Raw genomic sequence first — 24,886 nt, 5'->3', positions numbered from 1 at the left:
GGGGCTGGCATTCAGAAGCTTCGGTGGTAGTTGACCAGTGGCAGAACCGGTACCGTAGCGTTGTTGGCAATATTCAGAACCCCAATCTGCAATCCTTCCAGATGTTTGGTGGCATTGATAATACCAAACTGGAATGAAGTGGTATCGGCATAGTTGAACGCGCCAAAATCGCTACCGCTTTCACCGCTAGACACGTTGATAGCCCCAAAGTTAACGCCGTTGACGTTATGAGCAACGTTGAGAGCACCAATATTGGCACCATCCACATCGTTAGCCACATTCACGGCCCCCAGGTTCATACCGGTGACATTATGTGCCATGCTGGCCACACCGATATTTGCCCCCGTAATGTCGCCAGAATAGTTAAATGGCGCAAGATTAGCTCCGGTGATATTACCCGACACGTTGACGAGCCCAAGGTTCAGGCCGGTGATATCACCTTCCGTCCAGTTACCCAGCGCACCGATATTCACACCGGTTACATTACCAGTGTGGCTGAGTGCGCTAAAGTTGACTCCTGAGGTGTCCTGCCAGGTCCAGTTGAAGGGAGCAATGTTGACGCCGTTCACCTGCCCCGTGGTGTAGTTAGCGATGGCTCCAATATTGACGCCATCGACGTCACCAGACTGCGTCACGGCCCCGAGGTTAACCCCCTGCACGGCTTGTGCCGCACTATACAACCCTAAGTTGACGCCGTAGAGGTTACCCACGCTGTTAGCGATCCCCAGGTTTACACCGCTGTCATTCCCTCCGTGCCAGTTAAACAGGCCCAGCGCCACACCATTCATACCATCATGGATGTAAGAACCAGCTGCGACTCCAAGCTGAAAGCCATTGAGCTGATCGAGCTCGCTGTATCCCAATATTGGCAGGTCAAACCCGTTTACGGTACCCGTTTTGCTGTTAAACAGGCTGCTGTGAAAGCCGTTAACTTCTGTATCTGCGGGGTAATTGGCAAATGAGGAAAGTTGAACGGGCGTTGCCTGACTCGCGACCGAAAACATCGCGCATGAGAGTAATAGAGTTAATGTTGAACGTTTCATTATGATATCCCTATTAAATTATGATGCGTAACATTACTGATTTATCGAAGACGTTGGCCTCATACCTAAACAACACTGCATCTGCACCATCGTCCGGTCACGATAAAACAACTTAACGACTTCGTATTTTAAGTTACTGATTTTAAAGTTGTTAATTTAGCTAAAAATGCCAGGCAGGTCGGCGGTGTGCAGAGTGAATGATGGGGGGGAGGCTAACCCAGGGGAAATTAAGGGGATTTACTGGTGCTTATTGAAAGGTGCTTACTTACAAATGCAGTAAACAGCATGAAAAGGGGCTAGCTTGCGCTATCCCCTCTGAAAGGACGAGACGACGAGGTCATCAGCGTTTTTTTCCACCCGTGCCCTGAACGGCTTTAAAGCGGGGATTACTTTTACAAATCACAAACACGCGGCCATGACGGCGAACAATCTTGCAATCTTTATGGCGTTTTTTGGCCGAAGCCAGTGAGCTTAATACCTGCATGATGGGTCCTTATTTTTTCATCGCACCAAGAAAACCACCGAAACGCTGACTGAAGCGTGCGGCACTGCCTTCTTTGCCAAATTCTTTCTGTTTACCGGTGTAGTAAACGTGTGAGGCAGAAGAGACGTCCAGCAGGACGTACGGCATCTGTTTGCCTTCGTGTTCGATCGTGCGGTCAGTTTTGATGGTGGAACCCACCACAAAGTAAGCATCGGCCGTAGTGTCATGGAACACCACCTGGCGGTAAGCAGGATGAATACCCTGTTTCATTATTTACCCTTAATGTAATGTTATACTATAACAATAGTATGCGACACTGAGGATTAAATTGCAACTGCAGAAGGGGCCGGGGAGGAGCAGTTAAATAAAAAAAGAGGCCACCCGAAGGTGGCCTCTTATTCACATCAGCGCTGAACGAATCAGTGGTGATGAGTATCTACAGGATGGCTGTGTTCCAGCTCCTCTTTGTTCTTACTGAAGCGGCGGCGAACCACCACAAAGAACACGGGAACAAAGAAGATAGCCAGCACGGTTGCGGTAACCATGCCGCCCATTACGCCAGTACCTACGGCGTTCTGAGCACCGGAGCCTGCACCGCTACTGATTGCCAGCGGCAGAACACCGAGGATAAAGGCGAGTGAGGTCATCAGAATCGGACGTAAACGCATACGTACCGCATCCAGAGTCGCCTCGACCAGTCCTTTTCCTTCTTTTTCCATCAGGTCTTTAGCAAACTCGACTATCAGGATGGCGTTCTTCGCCGACAACCCTATGGTTGTCAGCAGCCCCACGACAAAGTAAACGTCATTGCTCAGCCCGCGCAGGGTGGTGAAGATCAGCGCCCCGACGACACCCAGCGGTACAACCAGCATCACCGAGAACGGAATCGACCAGCTCTCGTACAGTGCCGCCAGACACAGGAACACCACAATCAGCGAGATAGCATACAGGGCAGGTGCCTGGTTACCCGACAAACGTTCCTGGTAAGACATACCCGTCCAGTCGTAGCCGATACCGGTTGGCAGTTTCGATGCCAGGTCCTGCATCAGGTCCATCGCTTCACCGGAGCTTTTACCCGGTGCCGGTTGTCCTAACAGCTCCATTGATGGCAGGCCGTTATAACGTTCCAGACGTGGCGAACCGTAAACCCAGTTAGCCGACGCGAAGGCGTCAAATGACACCATTTCGCCGCTGCTGGAGCGGACATACCAGTTGCCGATATCACCAGGCAACATACGGTAAGGCGCTTCACCCATGACATAGACTTTCTTCACGCGGCCACGGTCAATGAAGTCATTGACGTAAGAACCACCCCAGGCGGCTGCCAGCGTGGTGTTGATATCAGAAAGCGATACCCCCAGCGCCTGCGCTTTTTCCTGGTCGATAGAGAGTTTGTACTGCGGCGTATCTTCCAGACCATTAGGACGCACACCGACCAGCACATCCGGATGTTGGGCAATCATGCCCAGCAGCTGGTTACGCGCGGCGGTCAGTTTTTCATGGCCAAGGCCACCCTGATCGATAAGCTGGAAGTCGAAGCCTGTCGCCTGACCCAGTTCAACAATGGCTGGCAGGTTGAAAGGGATCACCATCGCATCTTTAATGGAGGAGAGTGCGCCCATTGCCCGCCCGGCGATTGCCGGAACCTTATTGTCGGCACCCGGGCGTTCATCCCACGGCTTCAGACTGACGAAGGCGAGACCGGTGTTCTGACCACGACCTGCAAAGCCAAAGCCGTTAACGGTAAACACGGAGTTTACCGTGGCTTTTTCTTTATTCAGGTAGTAATCCGTCACCTCATCCAGCACCTTCTGAGTACGCTCCTGGGTGGCACCGGCAGGAAGCTGGGCCATGGTCAGGAACACACCCTGATCTTCTTCCGGCAGGAAGGAGGTCGGCAGGCGCAGGAACAGGAAGGCCATGCCCACGACGATCAGCAGATAAATCACCAGGTAACGACCGGTGCTGCGTACGATGTGGCCTACGCTTTCGGTATAGTGATTGGTGCTCTTGTCGAACAGGCGGTTAAACCAGCCGAAGAAGCCGGTGGTCTTACCGTGGTCGCCTTTCGCAATCGGTTTCAGCATGGTGGCACAGAGTGCCGGAGTCAGAATCAGTGCCACGATGACCGACAGCACCATCGCGGAAACAATGGTAATCGAGAACTGACGATAGATAACGCCGGTAGACCCACCGAAGAAGGCCATCGGAATAAATACCGCTGACAGCACCAGCGCAATACCGACCAGCGCACCCTGGATCTGATCCATCGATTTACGCGTGGCTTCTTTCGGCGGCAGGCCCTCTTCGGCCATCACACGCTCGACGTTTTCCACCACCACGATGGCATCATCGACCAGCAGGCCGATGGCCAGCACCATCCCGAACATCGTCAGCGTGTTTATCGAGTACCCGAAGGCGCTGATAATCGCAAACGTGCCCAGCAGTACCACCGGTACGGCGATCGTTGGGATCAGCGTTGCGCGGAAGTTTTGCAGGAACAGATACATGACCAGGAACACCAGCACGATAGCTTCGACCAGCGTTTTCACTACTTCGTTAATAGAAATCTTAACGAATGGCGTGGTGTCATACGGGTAAACCACTTTCATCCCGGCCGGGAAGAACGGCTCAAGTTTAGTCAGTTCCGCTTTCACTGCGGCAGCGGTATCCAGCGCATTCGCGCCGGTTGCCAGCTTAATCCCCAGACCTGAAGCAGGTTTGCCATTGTAGCGGGCAATAATCTCGTAGTTTTCACCACCCAGTTCGATGTGTGCCACATCACTCAGACGCACACGCGAACCGTCGCTGTTCACTTTCAGCAGGATTTTGCCGAACTCTTCCGCCGAGGTCAGGCGCGTCTGCGCAATAATCGAGGCGTTAAGCTGCTGGCCCTGCACCGGCGGTGAACCACCGAGCTGACCTGCCGCCACCTGGGCGTTCTGGGTGTTAATCGCACTGATAACATCAACAGGCGTTAACGAGTAGTTGTTCAGCTTATGAGGATCCATCCAGATACGCATCGCATACTGCGCACCGAACAGCTGGGTATCACCGACACCGGACACGCGACTGATAGGGTCTTTAATATTTGACCCGACATAGTCGGAGAGGTCGTTCTGCGTCATGGTGCCATCGTCATTGATGAAACCGGCGACCATCAGGAAGCTACTGGAGGATTTCTGAACCTTAATCCCCTGTTGTTGCACTTCCTGCGGCAGCAGCGGCATCGCCAGTTGCAGTTTATTCTGCACCTGCACCTGGGCGATATCAGCATCCGTACCCGACTCAAATGTCAGAGTCAGCTGCAACGTCCCGGAGGAGTCACTGCTTGAACCCATATACATCATGCCGTCGATGCCGTTCATGTTCTGTTCGATAACCTGCGTGACGGAGTCCTGCAGCGTTTTCGCATCAGCACCTGGGTAGGTTGCTGTGATCTCAATTGCCGTTGGAGCAACGTTAGGATATTGCTCGATCGGCAGTTTAAGAATCGACAGCGCACCCGCCAGCATAATAATGATGGCGATTACCCAGGCAAAGATGGGGCGATCGATAAAAAACTTAGCCATGTCTCAGCGGCTCCTGTTAAGACTTCGGTTGTTCAGACTTCGCCTGAGACTCGGTGCCTGCTTTGGCGTTGTCATCGCTGACTTCCTGAGGCGTTACGGGTGCACCAGGTTTCACGCGTTGCAGACCGGTCACAATCACACGATCGCCTTCTTTCAGACCGTCAGTTACCAGCCATTTGTCACCGAATGCCTGGTCGGCAGTCAGATTACGGACTTCAACCTTATTATCCGCGCCTACCACCATGGCCGTAGCCTGGCCGGTTGGTGTGCGGGTCACACCCTGCTGAGGAACCAGCAGCGCGTTCGGGTTGGTGCCTTCATCCAGACGGGCACGGACGAACATGCCAGGCAGCAGAGTGTGGTCCGGGTTAGGGAACACGGCGCGCAGCGTAATGGAACCGGTGGTTTCATCAACGGTGACATCAGAGAATTCTAATGTTCCGCTCTGCGCGTATTCGCTACCATTTTGCATCAGGAGCTTAACTTCAGCTTTGCCGTCGGTCTGCTGCAGTTTGCCGGAGCTCAGCTCGTTGCGCAGGCGCATAAAATCTTCGCTGGACTGGGTCACATCAACATAGATCGGGTCGAGCTGCTGAACGGTTGCCAGCGCAGTGGTCTGCCCACTGGCAACCAGCGCGCCTTCCGTTACTGACGATTTACCGATGCGTCCGCTGATAGGCGAGGTCACACGGGTATAAGCGAGGTTGATGCGGGCATTTTCCAGAGAGGCCTGAGCCACCTGAACGGCAGCCGCGGTCTGGCTTTGCGTAGCCATGGCGGTGTCGTAGTCCTGCTGACTGATGTACTTCGTGCCCAGCAACGGTTTATAGCGTTTGACGGTTAATGCGGCGATTTGTGCATTAGCCTGAGCCTGTGCCAGATCACCTTTCGCGCTATTGTAAGAAGCCTGGTAAGTGGCAGGATCGATCTGATACAAGGATTCGCCCGCCTTGATATCACTTCCCTCTACAAAATTGCGTTTCAGAATAATGCCTGACACCTGTGGGCGAACTTCAGCAATTCGGAACGATGAGGTACGACCTGGCAGGTCGGTTGTAATTTTTAGTGGGGCGCTTTTCAACGTCTTGATGCCCACTTCAGGTGCCTGTTGCTGTCCGGCCTGCTGCGAATCTTTGTTATCACATCCCGCTAGCACTAAGCTTCCTGAAAGCATCAGAACGGCCGCCAGAGGCGTTAACCCTCTGTTTTTGTTCATAAATAAACCTCGAGTGTCCGATATCGATTGTTCAATGGATCACAAACCCATAAACCCATTGCTGCGTTTAAATTATGGTCGTGCTATGGTACATACATTCGAAAATGTATGTAAGTCTAACCCTTTGTAAATAACACCCTCATGGCACGAAATACCAAACAACAGGCGCAGGAAACGCGCAATCACATCATCGATGCTGCTATCGAGCGCTTTTCTGAATATGGCGTTTCTAAAACGTCACTGGCTGATATTGCCTCAAGTGCTGGCGTGACGCGGGGTGCAATCTACTGGCATTTCAAAAATAAAACCGATTTGCTTAATGAAATTTGGGCGCAGTCCGAATCCGGACTGGCGGACCTGGAGCTTGAGTATCAATCAAAATATCCTTCTGATCCACTTTCTGTGCTGCGTGCAATGTTGCTGTATGTCCTTGACGCAACAGCCAGTGACCCCAGACGACGTGCACTTATGGAAATTATTTACCATAAATGTGAATTTGTCGGTGAAATGACTACCCTACAGCTGATGCAGCAAAATCTCTATCTGGAATGTTACGAAAAGATAGAAGATGTTTTAGCTCAGTGTATTGATGCAAAACAACTCCCGGAAAACCTCGACACCCGGCGTGCTGCGATTGTGATGCGCGGCTATATCAGCGGCATTATGGAAAACTGGTTATTTATGCCGGAAAGCTTTGATCTGGCGGGCGATGCCCCGCAGTTAGTTGCGACGCTCATTGATATGCTGCTGCTCTGCCCGACGCTGCGCAAGCCAGTATAACTCTCCGATTATGAACGTCTGGCGAGTTTTTGTTCAAAATCCCGCTGTACGATCGCCAGCGCTGCCAGCACCGTTTCTGGCGCTATCTGATTCTCTTCCAGCAACATGATCAAATCGACAGCAAGTTTAACGTCCTCAGACGCGGTTTCCAGTGACATAGCTTCTCCTGTTGAGTAACCTGGGCGAACCACGCTCAGATACGTAAAATTTTGACCACCACCATCATCGCCAGACCGCCGGCTAACGCCATCAGCATTGCTCGCGGGTCAACGGATGCCAGCGTACCGTAACTGGCATAGGTACTGATATAGCCGCCGATCAACGCACCAACAGCAGCAAGCACCAGCGTTGGCATCATACCGCCCGGTCGTCCGGGGAAGAAATAGCGGGAAACAAAGCCCACCAGTAAACCGATAACCAGCCAGGAAATCAGTCCCATTGTTTGCCTCCATCCACAGGAAAATGTGACTAGTATAGCCGTTACTCAGGCCGGGCAGTGGGGTGTTTAGCCGTTGCGTTCACGGTTTTCAATCCCGCGTTCGATGCGCTTCAGCGCCTGCAAACAGCGCTGCAGTCTGCCCTCCAGCGCGGCGACTTCACGCTGCAACTGCTGTTGCTGTACCAGGGTCTCCTGCACCCCCAACAGACTTTCCCGATCGCTAATCATGGCGCGTAAACGGCGTTCGAAATCCTGATGCTCGGCCAGTTTCTCATACAGGTTTTCTCTGACGGGCGTCGGCCGGGATTCGCTGCTGCGCAGTTTTTGCGTCGCCAGCTCGCGCTGTAATGCACTCATCTGCAGGACGACGCGTTCCGCCATCCATGCCACGCTTTCGCTGCGGTTATCCTTCACGCTTTGCTTCAGTTGCGCCATCGTCTGGCGAACTTCCAGCAGATAATCGCCCAGCCGGGTGGTGTGGCAGTGAAACAGCTGGATATCAAAGCGAGCCCTGGCGGTGCGATTGTTAGCATGGGGTTCCACGGCCTGCGCAAGCTGTTCAAGCTGCCTGTCCAGTTGTTGTAGTAAATCTGCGCTTTTCATTTTGTTCTCCGTGGCAGCAATGCTCTGTATGATAACCTGATTCGGGGACAGTTTTTCGGGCGAACCATGCAACGTTATTTTTTGATTGTTTTAGGCTGGATCGCCGTGGTGTTGGCTACGCTGGGGGTTGTCCTGCCGCTGCTGCCAACCACGCCATTTTTGTTGCTGGCCGCCTGGTGTTTTGCCCGCTCTTCACCGCGCTTTCATCACTGGCTACTACACCGTTCGGTTTTTGGCCGCTATCTGCGCCACTGGCAGCAGCACCGGGCGATGCCGCCGGGTGCAAAGAGCAGGGCGATGGTGTTTATTTTGATCACTTTTGCTTTTTCGCTGTGGATGGTCAAGATCCTCTGGGTACGCCTGCTGCTGCTGGCGATCCTCGGCGCTCTGCTGATCTTTATGATCCGCCTGCCGGTGGTTGATGACGAGCAAGAAAAGCCGTGATTTCTGTCAATGCGGTTGCAATTGTCCGGCGCTTTGCATAGATTTGGTCGTTTTCGTGCGTGGCTTCCCCTCAACGTCTGAATTTCACCCGACAAACAGTGTCGCTGTGTGAAACGAAGCTGCGCGAGTCAGATTTGTATTTACCAGGCATAACATTATGACCGCGACTGCGCAGCAGCTTGAATTGATTAAAAACAGTATCAAAAGCATCCCGGATTATCCAAAGCCGGGCATTCTCTTTCGTGATGTCACCAGCCTGCTGGAAGATCCGACGGCGTTTGCACTGAGCATTGAGCTGTTAGTTGAACGCTATCGTCATGCTGGCATCACGAAAGTGGTGGGCACTGAAGCGCGTGGTTTCCTGTTCGGTGCGCCCGTCGCGCTCGGGCTGGGCGTGGGTTTTGTTCCTGTGCGCAAGCCGGGCAAACTGCCGCGTAAAACCTTTGCAGAAACTTACGAGCTGGAATACGGCACGGATACGCTGGAACTGCACTGTGATGCTATCCAGCCGGGTGATATCGTGCTGGTGATTGACGATCTGCTGGCAACCGGTGGCACGATTGAAGCAACGGTGAAACTGATCCGTCGTGCTGGCGGCAGCGTGAAAGACGCCGCTTTCATTATTAACCTGTTCGATCTGACCGGCGAATCGCGTCTGAAAGCGCTCGGTATTGAAAGCTACAGCCTGGTGAACTTCCCCGGTCACTAAGCCTCTGGGGGCCGGGTTTCCGCCCGGTCCCGAAGATTTGCTAAGCCCCGCCCCCATTTCCCGAAAGCAAAAAATGCGCCCCTTCTCCGTTGGGCACGATTCGCTGCGACCCGATCATTCGCTGCTTTAGAATACGACGGCAATCAACGCGACGCCTGTCAGAAAATCGTATTCATGGAAGAAGAGGAAGATGAAAAAAATTGTCACCGCGCTGCTGTTTTTGTCACCAGTGGCGGGGGCTGCGGAATCAGTGCCCGATGTGGAACCCCCTTTAGAACAGCCCTACTATCAACCTGAAAAGATCGGGGGTTTGCATACTATTACGCTTGGGTTTGCTGACAGCCACATCCGGCATTTTAAAAATCTGAAAGGGGTCAACGCGAAGTATCGTTATGAGATCCCCGATCTGCCACTCAGCGCTATGGTGTCCTTCACGGCCATGAGTACCCGGGGCAGCCAGTCTTTCGACGAGGGGGCCGTAGTGAAAAACCACCGGGTGCGTTACTACTCCCTGATGGTCGGTCCAGCTTTACGTGTGACCCCGTGGGCCAGTCTCTATTTTCTGGGCGGGCCCGGTTGGGAGAGCAGCACGAATAAAACCAACTACTATCATAGCGAAAAGGGCGACTGGAGCGGGCGTTATAAAATCTCTCACGCCCGTTTTGCCTGGGGGACGGGCGTGCAGTTAAACCTGATTGATAATCTGGCGGTGGATGTCGGCTATCAGGCGGGCCGCGTCCAGAAAACGTCCAGCAATGGTTTCAACATCGGGGTCGGCTATCGTTTCTAATCTTCTCCGGTGTTTTCATCCTGTTCCGGAATAAATCCTTCCCCCTTTCTCCCTGCTCAGCCATGACATCATGGCTTTTTTTTGCCCGTTATCCCATCAACCGGCCGTGATAAAGTAACAGGAATAAGACGGGGAAGCCGATAAACTGTTATAGTTGCCCGGTCTGGTTTATCACAACCTTAATGCAATTATTCCAATCGATGATGAAGTCTTAATGAGCTATCAGGTACTGGCCCGCAAGTGGCGCCCACAAGCATTTACTGATGTTGTCGGTCAGCAACATGTTCTGACCGCGCTGGCTAACGGTTTGTCCCTTGGCCGCATCCATCACGCTTATCTGTTTTCCGGCACCCGTGGCGTCGGCAAAACCACCATTGCCAGGCTGCTGGCAAAAGGGCTGAACTGTGAAACCGGCATCACCGCCACGCCCTGTGGACAGTGCGATAACTGTCGCGAGATCGAGCAGGGTCGTTTTGTTGACCTGATTGAGATTGATGCGGCTTCCCGTACCAAGGTGGAAGACACGCGCGATCTGCTGGACAACGTGCAGTACGCTCCGGCGCGCGGCCGCTTCAAAGTTTATCTGATTGATGAAGTTCACATGCTCTCGCGTCACAGCTTCAATGCACTGTTGAAAACGCTGGAAGAGCCGCCTGAGCACGTAAAATTCCTGCTGGCGACCACCGATCCGCAGAAGCTGCCGGTCACCATTTTATCCCGCTGTCTGCAATTCCATCTGAAAGCGCTCGATCAGGAGCAGATTCGTGGTCAGCTGGAGCATGTACTGCACGCAGAACAGATTAGTGCCGAAACCCGCGCGCTTCAGATGCTGGCGCGCGCCGCAGACGGCAGCATGCGTGATGCGCTGAGCCTCACTGACCAGGCGATCGCCATGGGGCAGGGGCAGGTCACCACCGCGACCGTCAATGATATGCTGGGCACGCTTGATGACGAGCAGCCGCTGGCGCTGATCGAAGCGCTGGTGCATGCCGACGGTGCCCAGGTCATGGCACTGCTCAACCAGGCGGCGGCTCGCGGCGTAGAGTGGGAAGCCCTGCTGGTGGAAATGCTCACCCTGCTGCACCGTATCGCAATGATCCAGCTGCTGCCCTCCGCGCTGGGTGATGATATGGTCGCCATTGAGCAGCGTCTGCGCGAGCTGGCCCGCGTGTTGCCTCCTGCCGATGTCCAGCTTTACTATCAGACACTGCTGGTGGGCCGCAAAGAGCTGCCGCTGGCGCCCGATCGCCGTATGGGTGTCGAAATGACGCTGCTGCGTGCGCTGGCTTTTCATCCTAAAGCGGTGATTGCCGATCCGGTCGCGCGCCCGACCATGGCGTTACAGACATCGCCAGAGAAGGCGGCGCCGGTACAGGGTGCGGCCCCCGTAAACCCGCCGTCACCACCACCACCGGTTCAGGAAGCGCCGCCTCCTCAGGGATTATCCGACGCTACCAGCCAGCTCCTGCAGGCGCGAACACAGCTGATGCGTCATCAGGGGGCGAGTAAGCCAAAAAAGACTGAGCCGGCAGCGCAGGGTGCGCGGCCGGCGAGCTCGGCCCTGGAGCGGCTTGCTGCGGTTACCGAACGCGGGCAGCAACGCCTGCAACAGGCCGAAGCCGTACCGGTAAAGGAAGAGGCGTATCGCTGGAAGGCGCAAAACCCCACGGAAGTGAAAGCCGAGCCGGTGGCGACACCTAAGGCATTACGTACCGCGCTGGAGCATGAAAAGAATCCGGAGCTGATGGTCAAGCTGGTCGCGGAGTCGCTGGAGCGCGATGCCTGGGCCGCCGAAATTTCGGCACTCAGCATGCCTAAACTGGTACAACAGCTGGCGTTAAACGCCTGGAAAGAGCAAACCGCCAACGGCATTTGCCTGCATTTGCGTTCCAGCCAGCGCCATCTGAATTCGCCTTCGGCGCAAAAAGCGCTGAGCGATGCCTTGAATGCGGCTGCCGGGCACCCCATTGAATTAACGGTGGTGGAAGATGATAATCCTGCCGTGCTGACGCCGCTGGAATGGCGGCAAAAAATCTATGAAGAGAAACTGGCGCAGGCGCGTCAGTCGATTATCACAGATACTCATATTCAGACGCTGCGTCGGTTTTTCGATGCCGACGTGGACGAAGAAAGTATCCGACCTGTTTAACCCGCCGCATCGCAGCTACGTTGATGCGGCCTGAGCTGAAGAGAGAGAACTTATGTTTGGTAAAGCCGGATTGGGCAACCTGATGAAGCAGGCCCAGCAAATGCAGGACAAAATGGCCCAGGTGCAGGAAGAGATTGCTGCCATGGAAGTGACCGGTGAATCCGGCGCTGGCCTGGTCAAGGTCACGATTAACGGTGCGCATAACTGTCGCCGCGTGGAAGTGGATCCAAGCCTGCTGGAAGATGATAAAGACATGCTGGAAGACCTGGTTGCGGCGGCCTTCAACGATGCAGCGCGTCGTGTTGCTGAAACGCAGAAAGAGAAAATGGCGGCGGTATCCAGCGGTATGCAGCTGCCACCCGGCTTCAAGATGCCATTCTGATGCAAACCAGCCCGCTCCTTGAAGCATTAATGGAGTCGCTGCGTTGCCTGCCGGGCGTTGGGCCGAAGTCGGCTCAGCGCATGGCATTCCAGCTGTTACAGCGTGACCGCAGTGGCGGTATGCGCCTGGCGCAGGCGCTGACGCGGGCGATGTCGGAAATCGGTCACTGTTCCGATTGCCGTACCTTCACCGAGCAGGAAATCTGTACCATCTGCGCCAACCCCCGGCGTCAGCAGAATGGTCTGATCTGCGTGGTGGAAAGCCCGGCAGATATCCATGCCATCGAACAGACCGGGCAGTTTGCCGGTCGTTACTTTGTGCTGATGGGGCATCTGTCACCGCTGGACGGCATCGGCCCGAACGACATCGGTCTGGACCGTCTGGAACAGCGGCTGGAAAAAGAGACGATTGTTGAAGTGATCCTCGCCACCAACCCGACGGTGGAAGGAGAGGCGACTGCCAACTACATTGCCAGCCTGTGTGAACAGTATGGCGTGGAAGCCAGCCGCATTGCTCACGGGGTTCCGGTGGGCGGTGAGCTGGAGATGGTGGACGGCACGACGCTGTCGCACTCGCTGGCTGGACGTCAAAAGTTTAAATTCTGAACAATCAACGGCACGAGCCCTTCGTGCCGTCTTGAAATCCCTGTTGTCACCCCCATCTAGTATCTCAACGTTCATCATCTGTTTTTAGTTGAGGTAGCAATGACCATGAAAGGACAAGAGACACGTGGCTTCCAGTCAGAGGTTAAACAGCTTCTGCACCTGATGATCCACTCACTCTATTCAAACAAAGAAATCTTCCTGCGTGAGCTGATCTCCAACGCCTCAGATGCCGCTGATAAGCTGCGCTTCCGGGCGTTGTCTACCCCGGATCTGTACGAAGGCGATGGCGATCTGCGCGTGCGGGTGGCGGTCGACAAGGAAAACCGTACCCTGACGCTGAGCGATAACGGCATCGGGATGCGTCGTGACGAAGTCATTGAAAACCTGGGAACGATTGCGAAATCGGGTACCAAATCTTTCCTCGAATCGCTGGGTTCTGACCAGGCGAAAGACAGCCAGCTGATCGGCCAGTTTGGTGTCGGCTTCTACTCGGCGTTTATCGTCGCAGATAAAGTATCCGTGCGCACCCGTGCTGCCGGGGCCGCTGCCTCTGAAGGCGTTTTCTGGGAGTCTGCCGGTGAGGGTGAATACACCATCGCCGACATTGAAAAAGCCGATCGCGGCACCGAAATCACCCTGCATCTGCGCGAAGGCGAGGACGAGTTCCTTGATGCGTGGCGCGTGCGCAGCATCATCAGCAAATATTCCGACCATATTGCGCTGCCGGTAGAGATTGAAACCCACAACGAAGAAGACAGCACCACCACCTGGGAAAAGATCAACAAAGCACAGGCACTGTGGACGCGTAACAAGTCAGACATCAGCGAAGACGAATACAAAGAGTTCTACAAGCACGTTGCCCATGACTTTGCCGACCCGCTGACGTGGAGCCACAACCGTGTAGAGGGCAAGCAGGAGTACACCAGCCTGCTGTATATCCCGGCTCAGGCTCCGTGGGATATGTGGAACCGTGACCACAAGCACGGCCTGAAACTGTATGTGCAGCGCGTGTTTATCATGGACGATGCAGAACAGTTTATGCCGAACTACCTGCGTTTCGTTAAAGGTCTGATCGACTCTAACGATCTGCCGCTCAACGTCTCGCGTGAAATCCTGCAGGACAGCCGTATTACCCAGAGCCTGCGCGGAGCACTGACTAAACGTTCTCTGCAAATGCTGGAAAAAGTAGCGAAAGATGACGAAGCAAAATATCAGTCATTCTGGCAGCAGTTTGGTCTGGTGCTGAAAGAGGGCCCGGCGGAAGACAGCAGCAATGCGGAAACCATCGCTAAACTGCTGCGTTTCGCCAGCACCAGCAGCGAAGGTGCGGCGCAAACCGTGTCGCTGGAAGATTACGTCAGCCGCATGGTGGAAGGGCAGGAGAAGATTTACTACATCACTGCCGACAGCTATGCCGCCGCGAAAAGCAGCCCGCACCTGGAGCTGTTCCGTAAGAAAGGAATTGAGGTCCTGCTGCTCTCCGACCGTATTGACGAATGGATGATGAGCTACCTGACCGAATTCGACGGTAAGTCATTCCAGTCTGTCAGCAAAGCCGACGATACGTTGAGCAAGCTGGCTGACGAAGAAACCGAAGAGCAGAAAGAAGCCGAAAAAGCGCTGGAACCGTTCGTCGAGCGGGTGAAAACGCTGCTGGGTGAGCGCGTTAAGGAAGTGCGTCTGACGCACCGTCTGACCGATACCCCGGCTATCGTCACCACCGAAGCCAACGAAATGACCACCCAGATGGCGAAGCTGTTTGCCGCTGCGGGCCAGGACGTGCCAGAGGTGAAATACCTGTTTGAGCTGAACCCGGACCACGCGCTGGTGAAACGTGCTGCCGATACTCAGGACGAAGCTCGCTTCGCTGAATGGATCGAGCTGCTGCTGGAACAGGCGCTGCTGGCGGAAAAAGGGTCGCTGGATGATCCAAACCAGTTTATCCGCCGCATGAACCAGCTGCTGCTGGGATAAAAACGGTGATACGTCTTGCCAGCTTGCTGGCAAGACGTATTTCTTGAGCATAAGTCGCTCCGATTTAGCACCTTCTACGCTGGCTTACCCTGCAACCGATGCCTCTTCCAATAGCCACCGCCTGAACAGATCGATCTCCGTTTCCTCTTTGCGCGTTGCTTTCACCATCATCCACGTTGCCCGATCCACCTCAGCAAACCCCAGAGGAGCGATCAATGCCCCTTCACGGATCTCTTTTTTCACCAGGATTTGTGGCGTCATGATAATTCCCATGCCATTACGCGCGGCCTGAATTGCCAGCGTCAGATTGTCAAAATGACGGCCTGCCCAAAAATCGCCGTGCGCACCGGTTTTTTTCGCCCATTCAGCCCAGGCATGCAGTTTGGTATCGGCATGAAGCAGTGGCAGCTTAGAAAAATCCGTCTGGTAAGTGAAACACTCGCTGAACTTTGGAGCGCACACCGGGCCGATGTAGTCGACGGTAATCAGCGTGGCGGCAATATCTTCCTGCAGCGGTTGCTCATGGCTGAGGATCAGTACATCAGTTTGTCCACTGCGTACCCGCTCAATGTCGATATGAGTCTGAAAGGTGAGGGCGACATCACCATGACGCTCAGTAAAGCGGCTGATGCGCGGGATAAGCCACTGAGCAAGGAAGCTGGGCGCACAGGAGACGATCAGGCTGTGCTGATTAGGTGCGCGGATTTTTTCACAGGTATTTTCAATCTCGCGGAAAGTCTGCACACAGCAGATCTTCAGCCGTTCACCGTCCGGGGTCAGCTGCACCCGGCCACTTGTGCGTAAGAACAGCGGTTTTCCCAGCCATTCCTCTAACTGCTTGATTTGATGGCTGACTGCGCTGTGTGTCACATGCAACGACTGTGCCGCCAGGCTAAAGCTCTGGTGCAGAGCCGCCTGGTGAAAGTAGCGCAGCGCACGCAAGGAGGGAAGACCAGACATGACAAAACCTTGTTAGAAAAACTAACAAGGAGTGTCGGTTTATATCATTTTCATGTCCAGCAGAATTTGCCTACTCTGACTTCCAATCCGGGGTGCTGTCCTGTCAGCCACCAGCAACTCCCCCCTTCTGGTTTCTTCTTTGTCACGGTCGTATTTTCCCCTTACCAGTCCACGATTAAATCCATCATCTAAGCGAAGGGAAGGAAAATGACAAATCAGAACTCAGTAAAAACACAGCTCGTCATGTTCACCGGCGGCCGTGACAGTACGCTGGCAGCCTGTTATCTGATGTTACAGGGTATCCCGGTTCATCTCTGGTCAGGTAACAGTGGATGTTCACTGCATCGTGGCATCCTGTCACACCGTGTTGAGGAACTAAAAAGCCGGTTCGGTCACCTGGTTGTTGCTCATACTGTTGCTGATATTAGTGGCGCTTTCCGTTCGATTGCGATCGAGTCTCTGGAAAGCGACATTCTGAAATACCGGAAAAACCTGGTATTGCTGGGGGAGAAACTGGCTATTCACGCTCATCTGGTGGACTTCTGCCACCGCAACGACATAAGCACTATTAATGATGGCATTACTCATTACCAGATGGAGTTCCCGGAGCAGCGCCAGGTCGCGAAGACCTTCCTGATGGAGATGATGGCGCAGTACGGCATCAATTATCAGTCGCCAGTTTATGAATTTGCGCAGTCGGCAGATGACGTGAAATACCGTCTGCTGCAATTGGGCATCTCAACCAAGTCTCTGGAAGGCATTAGCATCTTTGCCGACAGTTTCTCTACGCCCGGGGATGATGTGATCCTTAACTATCTGCATGACAAAGCCCCATTGGCACACAATATCGTCCGCTTCCTTTCTGGCGAAACGAGGATGACCCCGATGCTGAAAACCAGCGCTGCTGCCTGAGTCTGACATCAGACGTGACGTAACTAACGGGTTACGTCACCTGGAGCCTGAGATGAAAATAATCGTTAAATGTGCGGCCATTATCATGAATGAGGGGGCGCTATTGCTGGCCAGAAAACGCGGGACGGAGATATTTATTTCCCCTGACGGCAAGCCTCTGACTGGAGACGCTCATCTGAGCTGTACGACGTGTCGTGCGAAGAAATTAAAACATTCCGGCCGTTTGGCCTGTTTCACGGTAAGGCGGAATCCGAAGAAATGGTCATTGAAAATCATCCGCCTGATGAAATCGCGGTCGGCTCGATCTTCCGCGATAACGTTACGCCACTCATTTTCCAGCAAGAGTTGATTAACTAATGGACGCATCCTCACTTTCCCCCCAGCTACAACAGATCCACGGCGATCGGTTCTTTAAGCGGGCATCTTTGCTGAGAGACGAACTGCGTGAAGAGCTGACACGCGTCTATCAACTGCAGGATTACGATCTGTTTTTCGTGCAGTCGGTACGCGTCGGACTGGTGATCCTGTCGCATCTGTTTCATAAACAGGAAACCACGCTGTGCCTGGCAAAGCATGCCCACTATCAGCCGATCACCGAGCTGTTCAGTCCCCCCGTGTCCTATTTTAACGGGCCCGGCAGCGTACCGATCATTACGCACGTCAATCCGTATACCGGTGAAGTCAACAGCCTGAAAGATTGCAAAGGGAAGGGCGTGGTGGATGCGTCACACAGCTTCGCCACGAATCGCCACGGCGAGCTGACGGGCGACAGCTCCATTTTTGTCGCTCCCCTGCATAAACACGCGTCGTTAACCATCGGGCTGGCGATTATTGCCCTGCGCCCGGAGCACTTCAGTACCCTGATGCGCAGTGAGCTGCGCCTGTTTGAAGAGTCCACGTCGTCGGCGAAACCGCTGGAAGAGGCGCTGGAAAATGTGCGCAGCCACAGCTGGCAACCGTTCAACGTAGCGCAGGCTGGAACGGTAGCGCTGAAAGATTTAGCCGGAATGGACTTTACCTCTATCAGCGCGCCGGATTTGCCGTTCAGCTGTTTTCCGGTTCCTGCCCTCAGCGAGCGTCTGCAACAGCGGGTGAAAGCGGCCGGAGCCAGCTATTTTCCCCAACAAAAAACGCTGCGTCTCTCCTGCTGGGTGCGCGGAGATGGCCGTCAGCCGGTTGATATGGGCGAAACGATTGAACAGGAATTACGTCACCTCTGGGGGCGCTATGAAAACGACTTCTGTCGTTAATGGCAAGATCATCACGGAGCCCGATGCGCGATAACCGTGCCCTTCCTTGTGGACAGCGGGCCAAAATGGTATGTTCTTGCCCTCAGATAAAGTGATCAATCAAGCGATTCGCAAGGGGATTTACGCAATGCGTATTATTCTGCTCGGAGCTCCGGGTGCAGGTAAAGGGACTCAGGCTCAGTTCATTATGGAGAAATACGGTATTCCGCAAATCTCCACGGGTGACATGTTACGCGCCGCTGTTAAAGCCGGTTCAGAGCTGGGCCAGAAAGCCAAACAGATTATGGACGACGGTAAGCTGGTGACCGACGAACTGGTTATTGCGCTGGTTAAAGAGCGCATTGCCCAGGAAGACTGCCGCAACGGTTTCCTGCTGGACGGTTTCCCGCGTACCATTCCTCAGGCTGATGCCATGAAGGAAGCCGGTATCAAAGTGGATAACGTGCTGGAATTCGCGGTGCCTGACGAACTGATCGTTGACCGCATCGTTGGCCGTCGCGTTCACGCGCCGTCTGGCCGTGTGTATCACGTCACTTACAATCCGCCGAAAGTGGAAGGTAAGGACGATGTGACCGGTGAAGAGCTGACGATCCGTAAAGACGATCAGGAAGCGACCGTACGTAAGCGCCTGGTGGAATACCACGAAATGACCGCGCCACTGATTGCTTACTACAGCAAAGAAGCGGCCGAAGGTAATACTGCGTACCACAAGATTGACGGCACCCGTAAAGTGACAGAAGTCAGCGCCGAGCTGGCTAAAATCCTCGGTTAATGTGACAGGTCGTCTGTGAGCCAGGGTTTCCCTGGCTCAATCGCAGCAATTGGTTTATCCCCCGCTTTTTTCCGCTAGAATAAGTCTCGTTTCATCCCCGACGATGCAGTAAAAAGGAATAACAATGAGGCAAGACAAGCCCGGCGTATTACTGGTTAACTTAGGCACACCTGATGCCCCAACGACACCTGCCGTAAAACGTTATCTTAAACAGTTCCTTAGCGATAAGCGCGTGGTCGATGCTCCGCGCTGGCTGTGGTGGCCGATCCTTAATCTCGGTATTTTGCCTATCCGCTCACCGCGTGTGGCGAAACTGTATGCCTCCGTATGGATGGACGATGGTTCACCGCTGCTGGTGTTCAGCAAGCGTCAGCGCAATGCGCTGGCCGCACGGCTGGATATGCCGGTGGAGCTGGGGATGAGCTACGGGAACCCGAGCCTGAAAAGCGCTATCGACAGCCTGATGCAGCAGGGCGTTAACCGCCTTATCGTACTGCCACTCTATCCGCAGTTCTCCTGTTCGACCGTGGCGGCGGTGTGGGACGGTATTACCGAGGTATTTGCCGGTTACCGCAGCCTGCCATCCGTGCAGTTCATCCGCGACTATGCCGAACACCCGGCCTATATTGCGGCGCTGAAAGCCTCGGTAGAGCGCTCTTTTGCGCAGCACGGTAAACCTGACCTGCTGGTAACCTCATTCCACGGCATCCCGCAGCGTTTTGCCAATGAAGGCGACGACTACCCGGAGCGCTGTTATGACACCTTTAACGCGCTGACGGCGTCACTGGGGCTGGGCAGCAGTGAAGCGATGCTGACCTTCCAGTCACGCTTTGGACGTGAGCCGTGGCTGATGCCCTATACCGATGAAACCATGAAATCACTGCCTGCCAAAGGCGTGAAGCATGTGCAGATTATGAGTCCGGGCTTTTCCTCTGACTGCCTGGAAACACTGGAAGAGATTAATGGAGAAAACCGTGAAATCTTCCTGCATGCAGGCGGGACGCGTTTTGAGTACATTCCGGCGCTGAATGATGATGAAGAACATATCACCATGATGCTGGAGCTGGTGAACCAGTACCGCTAAAACAGGGGGGCATTCGCTGCCCCACCGTCGTCACAGAGCACAATTGTTGTTATGATTGCGCTCTGATCCCCTCTTGTAGTCTGCAAATATGAAATTCCCCGGTAAGCGTAAATCCAAACACTATTTCCCCGTCAGCGCGCGCGACCCTCTGCTGCAACCGGTTCAGCCGGAAAATGATGCCGCTAACAGCTGGATTGTCGGCATCGATCAGATCCTGGTTGATATCGAAGCGAAAGTGGATGACGATTTTGTCAGCCGTTACGGGCTGAGTCTCGGCCATTCGCTGGTGATTGAAGATGATATTGCCGAAGCGCTGTACGCTGAGCTGCATGACAATAATCTGATCACTCACCAGTTTGCCGGGGGCACCATTGGCAATACGCTGCACAACTATTCGGTGCTGGCCGATGACCGCTCGGTGCTGCTGGGGGTGATGTGTAACAACGTGCAGATTGGGGGGTATGCTTATCGCTACCTGTGTAATACCTCCAGCCGTACCGACCTGAATTATTTGCAGGGGGTCGATGGGGCGATTGGCCGCTGTTTCACGCTGATTGGCGATAACGGCGAACGGACTTTCGCCATCAGTCCGGGGATGATGAACCAGCTGCAGCCGCAGAGTATCCCTGAAGAGGTGATCGCCGGCGCTTCGGCGCTGGTACTGACCTCTTATCTGGTGCGCTGCAAGCCGGGGGAGCCGATGCCGGAAGCGACTATGCAGGCGATTCACTGGGCGAAGAAACATAACGTTCCGGTCGTGCTGACGCTGGGGACAAAATACGTGATTGCCGACAATCCGCAGTTCTGGCGCGATTTCCTGCGTGAGCACGTCTCCGTGGTGGCAATGAACGAAGATGAAGCATATGAGCTGACCGGAGAGCGTGACCCGCTGCAGGCGGCGAATATCGCGCTCGACTGGGTAGACCTGGTGCTGTGTACGGCGGGGCCTAACGGTCTGTATATGGCGGCCTTTACCGAGGAGTCCGGGAAGCGCACCACGCAGCATCCACTGCTGCCGGGAGCCATCCCGGAGTTCAACCAGTACGAATTCAGTCGCGCCATGCGTCACCAGGATTGTACTCAGCCGCTGCGTATTTTTTCTCATATTGCGCCCTACATGGGCGGGCCTGAGAAGATCATGAATACCAACGGGGCAGGGGATGGTGCGCTGGCGGCTTTGCTGCACGATATCACCGCCAACAACTTCCACCGTTCAAACGTGCCGAACTCCAGCAAGCACGGGCGCAATTACCTGACCTACTCTTCGCTGGCACAGGTGTGTAAATACGCTAACCGCGTGAGTTATCAGGTGCTGAACCAGCATTCGCCACGCCTGACGCGCGGGCTGCCAGAGCGGGAAGACAGTCTCGAAGAGTCATACTGGGAGCGGTAAGAGGCAGAATGAGGGATTGTGCCGGTCATCGGCACAGTCGGCTCCCACAGTGTGTTGTAGGGGCCGACCTTCTTTTCCGGTCGGCCCGCGCAGGGATTCAGGTCACCCTTACAGGATTTAAATTGGGCATTCCGCCGGTGTTTCCACCGGGCTGAGCAGCAGCAGATTCAGCATACTGTTGGCGATTTCGCGTTCGCCCATCACCACGCGATCTGCCCCGCGCTCCATGATGTAATCCACCTCGTCGTCATAGTGCGCACGGGCGATAATCTCAATATTCGGACGTGCTTCCCGGGCAGCCACGACAATCTCCCCGGCTTCGTAGCCGTTAGGAATCGTCAGCAGTAGCCAGCGCGCACAGTCCAGACGGGCCAGCTCCATAGTATCGCTGCGAGCCGCATTGCCCAGTACGGCTTTAATTCCCTGTTCGCGCAGGGCCTCGACGCGAGGCCGGCTGTTCTCGACCACCACAATGGGAATACCCGCTTCCATCAGGCGGCTGCCGAGCAGACTGCCCACGCGGCCAAAACCAACAATCACCGCGTGATTACACAGGTCGACCGGGATCTGCTTCTCTTCTTCGATAGCCTCTTCCATTGTCTGTTCTTCGATGGTTTCGCTTTTTTCCAGATAGCGTTCCAGCAGAACAAAAAGAATCGGGTTGAGCATGATCGACAGGATAGCGCCCGCCAGCACCAGATTACGTCCGCTCTCCGGTAAGATATTCAGCGAGATACCCAGCCCGGCAAGGATGAAGGCAAATTCACCGATCTGCGCCAGGCTGACGGAGATGGTCAGCGCGGTGCGCCTGGAGTGGCCAAACAGCATCACCAGGAACAGAGCCACCAGCGACTTGCCTAAAACAATAATTGCCAGCGCACCCAGCACGGCCAGCGGCTGCTGGATCAGGATCATCGGGTCAAACAGCATCCCGACGGAGACGAAGAACAGCACGGCGAAAGCGTCCCGCAGCGGCAGCGTATCGTGAGCGGCACGATGGCTCAGCTCTGATTCGTTCAGCACCATACCGGCGAAGAAGGCGCCGAGCGCAAAGGAAACGTCAAAGAACTCGACCGCGCCAAAGGCAATACCCAGCGCCAGTGCCAGGACGGAGAGGGTAAACAGCTCACGCGAGCCGGTGGCGGCGCTGCGGGCGAGGATCCACGGCACCACGCGGCGACCCACCACCATCATCAACACCATAAACGCCACCACCTTACCGATGGTGATCACCAGGTCGAACAGGATCATCGTGACGCTGGCGTTTCCTTCTTCAAACAACCCGGCCAGAGCGGGTAACAGCACCAGCGCCAGCACCATCATCAGGTCTTCAACAATCAGCCAGCCAATCGCAATCTGTCCGCGCTGGCTGTCAATCAGCTGCCGTTCTTCCAGGGCACGCAGTAGCACCACGGTACTGGCGGTGGACAGACAGAGCCCGAACACCAGGCCCGTCATCATTGGCCATCCCAGCGCCCACGACAGCCCCATGCCTAACAGCGTGGCGGCGGCAATCTGTGCAACGGCACCCGGAATGGCTATCGACTTTACCGCCATCAGGTCTTTCAGGGAGAAGTGCAGACCCACGCCGAACATCAGCAGGATCACACCCAGTTCAGCCAGTTCCGGGGCCAGATTAGTATCTGCCACAAAACCTGGGGTAAATGGCCCGGCGAGCACGCCAGCTAACAGATACCCAACAAGAGGAGAGATGCGCAGGCGGTTAGCCAGCATTCCGAAGAGGAAGGCGAGGACTAAGCCTCCGACAATCGTGGTGATAAGCGGTGTGGTGTGGTGCATATCCTCTCCTTTGAATGGAAATGTGTCCGATTGTAAGTTTTTAGTGTATGGCAAATTCTGACGATCTGCTTGTCATTATTAGCAATAATGGCAAAAAAACTGAATCATTGTGGCAAAGTGGTCAGAGAGTGCGATTTTAGACACTTATCAAAGTATGAAGCAGACATTACAGGAGAGTGACCCGGTACTAAAAACATTCATTAGCACCGGGATGGGACTATTTACGGCGGTTATCAGGCAGGAAAGCGGTAAGAATGCCAAGAAGTGGCAGGTAAGCACAGATTTGGTAGACCAGCTCTATGCCCTGATGATCGGCGACCACGCCCAGCAATGCTGCACCCAGCCCACCCATGCCGAAGGAGAACCCGAAGAACAGCCCGGAAACCATACCAATACGTCCCGGCATCAGCTCCTGGGCATAAACCAGAATGGCAGAAAATGCGGATGCCAGTATAAAGCCTATCACCACCGACAGTGCGCCGGTCCACCACAGGCTGACATACGGCAGCATCAGCGTGAACGGGGCCACGCCGAGGATAGAGACCCAAATCACCCGCTTACGGCCAATTTTATCGCCAATCGGGCCACCGATGACCGTTCCGGCTGCTACCGCGAACAGGAACAGAAACAGATGCAGCTGAGCATCCTGGATGGTCAGTCCGAATTTGTGCATCAGATAGAAGGTGTAAAAGCTGCTCAGGCTGGTGAGGTAGAAGTATTTAGAAAAAACCAGCACCAGCAGAATCGTCATAGCGAAGATGACCTGACGTCGCGGCAGCAGGTTGACTGCCGGGGCGGCCTGACCTTTCGCCACACGATTCTGGTGTTGATACCAGCGGCTAATCTGCAGCAGCACGACAATAGCCAGCAGGGCCGCCAGTGAGAACCAGGCGACATTACCGCGACCATAAGGTGCGATGATCAGCGCTGCCAGCAGCGGGCCAAGCGAGCTGCCCAGATTACCACCGACCTGGAACAGCGACTGTGCCAGACCGTGCCGCCCGCCGGATGCCATACGCGCGACGCGGGAAGATTCAGGGTGGAAAACTGATGAACCGGTCCCCACCAGCGCCGCCGCCAGCAGAATCATCGGGTAAGTGCTGGCCATCGCCAGCAGAACCAGCCCGCACAGCGTAAACCCCATGCCGACCGGCAGTGACCAGGGCTGTGGGTGTTTATCAGTAAAGTGACCAATCACCGGCTGTAGCAGCGAGGCGGTCATCTGATACGTCAGTGTGATCAGGCCGATCTGTACAAAGGTGAGCGAAAAATCCTCGCGCAGCAGCGGGTAGATCGCCAGAATCAGCGACTGGATCATATCGTTGAGCAGATGAGCGACGCTGATCGCGCCGAGAATACCAAAAGCCGTACGCTTCACCGGCAGGTCTGGTGAAGGGAGCGTGTCATTACTTGCCATTAAAATTAACCTGTCATCGGAATTTGTTTTTATGGGGAACCACTGAAGGATGTGTCCCTGCCTGCATTATAAGGCGGAGGCATTACCGTTCAGACCTCATCCTGCTGC

Annotated in this window: 24 protein-coding genes and 1 other annotated feature; of the genes, 13 read left to right on the top strand and 11 right to left on the bottom strand. The window is 54.6% G+C overall.

The genetic code is table 11. The features are described from left to right. Window positions 1-11: 11 nt before the first annotated feature. The 5 genes from ABEH87_RS09035 to ABEH87_RS09015 all read right to left on the bottom strand — a co-directional run bounded on the left by ABEH87_RS09035 (window position 12) and on the right by ABEH87_RS09015 (window position 6,315). Window positions 12-788 carry a hypothetical protein gene (locus ABEH87_RS09035; protein ID WP_346575842.1) on the bottom strand — a complete coding sequence of 259 codons (777 nt, stop codon included), beginning with the start codon at window positions 786-788 and terminating at the stop codon, window positions 12-14. Between the two features lie 595 nt (window positions 789-1,383). Beyond that, a complete protein-coding gene (gene ykgO, locus ABEH87_RS09030; protein WP_062745007.1) occupies window positions 1,384-1,527 on the bottom strand; it encodes a type B 50S ribosomal protein L36 in 144 nt (47 codons plus the stop codon). Window positions 1,528-1,536: 9 nt separating this feature from the next. Next, window positions 1,537-1,797 (bottom strand): type B 50S ribosomal protein L31, encoded by a 261-nt coding sequence (locus ABEH87_RS09025; protein WP_346575839.1) that lies wholly within the window; start codon window positions 1,795-1,797, stop codon window positions 1,537-1,539. A 149-nt stretch (window positions 1,798-1,946) separates the two neighbouring features. Next, entirely contained in the window at window positions 1,947-5,099 is a 3,153-nt protein-coding gene (gene acrB / locus ABEH87_RS09020) for a multidrug efflux RND transporter permease subunit AcrB (protein WP_346575837.1), read from the bottom strand. A 16-nt stretch (window positions 5,100-5,115) separates the two neighbouring features. After that, window positions 5,116-6,315, bottom strand: a complete 1,200-nt coding sequence (locus ABEH87_RS09015) for an efflux RND transporter periplasmic adaptor subunit (protein ID WP_346575836.1) — start codon at window positions 6,313-6,315, stop codon at window positions 5,116-5,118. Between the two features lie 141 nt (window positions 6,316-6,456). On the opposite strand from ABEH87_RS09015, the gene acrR reads away from it, so the two are divergent. Next, window positions 6,457-7,095 (top strand): multidrug efflux transporter transcriptional repressor AcrR, encoded by a 639-nt coding sequence (gene acrR, locus ABEH87_RS09010; RefSeq protein ID WP_346575834.1) that lies wholly within the window; start codon window positions 6,457-6,459, stop codon window positions 7,093-7,095. An 8-nt stretch (window positions 7,096-7,103) separates the two neighbouring features. On the opposite strand, the gene rsmS is transcribed toward acrR, so the two are convergent. The 3 genes from rsmS to ABEH87_RS08995 all read right to left on the bottom strand — a co-directional run bounded on the left by rsmS (window position 7,104) and on the right by ABEH87_RS08995 (window position 8,137). Next, window positions 7,104-7,253, bottom strand: coding sequence for a pleiotropic regulatory protein RsmS (rsmS, locus tag ABEH87_RS09005; RefSeq protein WP_346575833.1), 150 nt, complete (start codon window positions 7,251-7,253; stop codon window positions 7,104-7,106). A gap of 35 nt (window positions 7,254-7,288) precedes the next feature. Next, complete coding sequence (locus tag ABEH87_RS09000; RefSeq protein WP_346575832.1) at window positions 7,289-7,534, bottom strand: hypothetical protein; 246 nt, start codon at window positions 7,532-7,534, stop codon at window positions 7,289-7,291. A gap of 66 nt (window positions 7,535-7,600) precedes the next feature. Then, complete coding sequence (locus tag ABEH87_RS08995) at window positions 7,601-8,137, bottom strand: primosomal replication protein (protein WP_346575830.1); 537 nt, start codon at window positions 8,135-8,137, stop codon at window positions 7,601-7,603. Between the two features lie 66 nt (window positions 8,138-8,203). Between ABEH87_RS08995 and ABEH87_RS08990 the strand changes: the two genes are divergently transcribed. The 7 genes from ABEH87_RS08990 (at window position 8,204) to htpG (ending at window position 15,190) form a co-directional block, all read left to right on the top strand. Then, window positions 8,204-8,581: a DUF454 family protein gene (locus ABEH87_RS08990; RefSeq protein WP_346575828.1), complete on the top strand. Its 378-nt coding sequence runs from the start codon at window positions 8,204-8,206 to the stop codon at window positions 8,579-8,581. A gap of 157 nt (window positions 8,582-8,738) precedes the next feature. Continuing rightward, window positions 8,739-9,290 (top strand): adenine phosphoribosyltransferase, encoded by a 552-nt coding sequence (gene apt, locus ABEH87_RS08985; RefSeq protein ID WP_346575827.1) that lies wholly within the window; start codon window positions 8,739-8,741, stop codon window positions 9,288-9,290. A 190-nt stretch (window positions 9,291-9,480) separates the two neighbouring features. Further along, window positions 9,481-10,080 (top strand): Ail/Lom family outer membrane beta-barrel protein, encoded by a 600-nt coding sequence (locus ABEH87_RS08980; RefSeq protein ID WP_346575825.1) that lies wholly within the window; start codon window positions 9,481-9,483, stop codon window positions 10,078-10,080. 214 nt (window positions 10,081-10,294) lie between these two features. Next, entirely contained in the window at window positions 10,295-12,229 is a 1,935-nt protein-coding gene (gene dnaX / locus ABEH87_RS08975) for a DNA polymerase III subunit gamma/tau (RefSeq protein ID WP_346575823.1), read from the top strand. Next, window positions 11,574-11,635 (top strand) — a sequence feature (DnaX frameshifting element). Its footprint overlaps the gene before it by 62 nt. 52 nt (window positions 12,230-12,281) lie before the next feature. Further along, on the top strand, window positions 12,282-12,611 hold the full coding sequence (locus ABEH87_RS08970; RefSeq protein WP_017799391.1) for a YbaB/EbfC family nucleoid-associated protein: 330 nt from the start codon (window positions 12,282-12,284) through the stop codon (window positions 12,609-12,611). Continuing rightward, window positions 12,611-13,216, top strand: coding sequence for a recombination mediator RecR (gene recR / locus ABEH87_RS08965; protein WP_154752341.1), 606 nt, complete (start codon window positions 12,611-12,613; stop codon window positions 13,214-13,216). The genes ABEH87_RS08970 and recR overlap by 1 nt, the downstream gene beginning before the upstream one ends. Window positions 13,217-13,315: 99 nt before the next feature. Further along, window positions 13,316-15,190 carry a molecular chaperone HtpG gene (gene htpG / locus ABEH87_RS08960; RefSeq protein WP_346575820.1) on the top strand — a complete coding sequence of 625 codons (1,875 nt, stop codon included), beginning with the start codon at window positions 13,316-13,318 and terminating at the stop codon, window positions 15,188-15,190. Between the two features lie 84 nt (window positions 15,191-15,274). On the opposite strand, the gene ABEH87_RS08955 is transcribed toward htpG, so the two are convergent. Continuing rightward, window positions 15,275-16,150 carry a LysR family transcriptional regulator gene (locus ABEH87_RS08955; RefSeq protein WP_346575818.1) on the bottom strand — a complete coding sequence of 292 codons (876 nt, stop codon included), beginning with the start codon at window positions 16,148-16,150 and terminating at the stop codon, window positions 15,275-15,277. Between the two features lie 207 nt (window positions 16,151-16,357). Between ABEH87_RS08955 and ABEH87_RS08950 the strand changes: the two genes are divergently transcribed. From ABEH87_RS08950 to ABEH87_RS08930, 5 genes are all read left to right on the top strand, one after another. Then, window positions 16,358-17,062, top strand: coding sequence for a hypothetical protein (locus ABEH87_RS08950; protein WP_346575816.1), 705 nt, complete (start codon window positions 16,358-16,360; stop codon window positions 17,060-17,062). 356 nt (window positions 17,063-17,418) lie between these two features. After that, on the top strand, window positions 17,419-18,312 hold the full coding sequence (locus ABEH87_RS08945; RefSeq protein ID WP_346575814.1) for a DUF6024 family protein: 894 nt from the start codon (window positions 17,419-17,421) through the stop codon (window positions 18,310-18,312). A 127-nt stretch (window positions 18,313-18,439) separates the two neighbouring features. After that, window positions 18,440-19,084, top strand: a complete 645-nt coding sequence (gene adk / locus ABEH87_RS08940; protein WP_346575812.1) for an adenylate kinase — start codon at window positions 18,440-18,442, stop codon at window positions 19,082-19,084. A 124-nt stretch (window positions 19,085-19,208) separates the two neighbouring features. Further along, on the top strand, window positions 19,209-20,168 hold the full coding sequence (gene hemH, locus ABEH87_RS08935) for a ferrochelatase (RefSeq protein ID WP_346575810.1): 960 nt from the start codon (window positions 19,209-19,211) through the stop codon (window positions 20,166-20,168). 88 nt (window positions 20,169-20,256) lie between these two features. Beyond that, window positions 20,257-21,561 (top strand): inosine/guanosine kinase, encoded by a 1,305-nt coding sequence (locus ABEH87_RS08930; RefSeq protein ID WP_346575808.1) that lies wholly within the window; start codon window positions 20,257-20,259, stop codon window positions 21,559-21,561. A 117-nt stretch (window positions 21,562-21,678) separates the two neighbouring features. On the opposite strand, the gene ybaL is transcribed toward ABEH87_RS08930, so the two are convergent. Continuing rightward, the gene (gene ybaL, locus ABEH87_RS08925; RefSeq protein WP_346575806.1) at window positions 21,679-23,361 is read right to left on the bottom strand and encodes a YbaL family putative K(+) efflux transporter; all 1,683 of its coding nucleotides are present in this window, start codon (window positions 23,359-23,361) and stop codon (window positions 21,679-21,681) included. Window positions 23,362-23,578: 217 nt separating this feature from the next. Further along, window positions 23,579-24,778: an MFS transporter gene (locus tag ABEH87_RS08920; protein ID WP_346575804.1), complete on the bottom strand. Its 1,200-nt coding sequence runs from the start codon at window positions 24,776-24,778 to the stop codon at window positions 23,579-23,581. Window positions 24,779-24,886: the final 108 nt, after the last annotated feature.

The organism is Erwinia sp. Eh17-17 (assembly GCF_039675725.1).
Classification (GTDB): Bacteria; Pseudomonadota; Gammaproteobacteria; order Enterobacterales; family Enterobacteriaceae; genus Erwinia.
The sequence above is the reverse complement of the archived record's forward strand: the minus strand, read 5'-3'. Positions and strand labels throughout refer to the sequence as shown.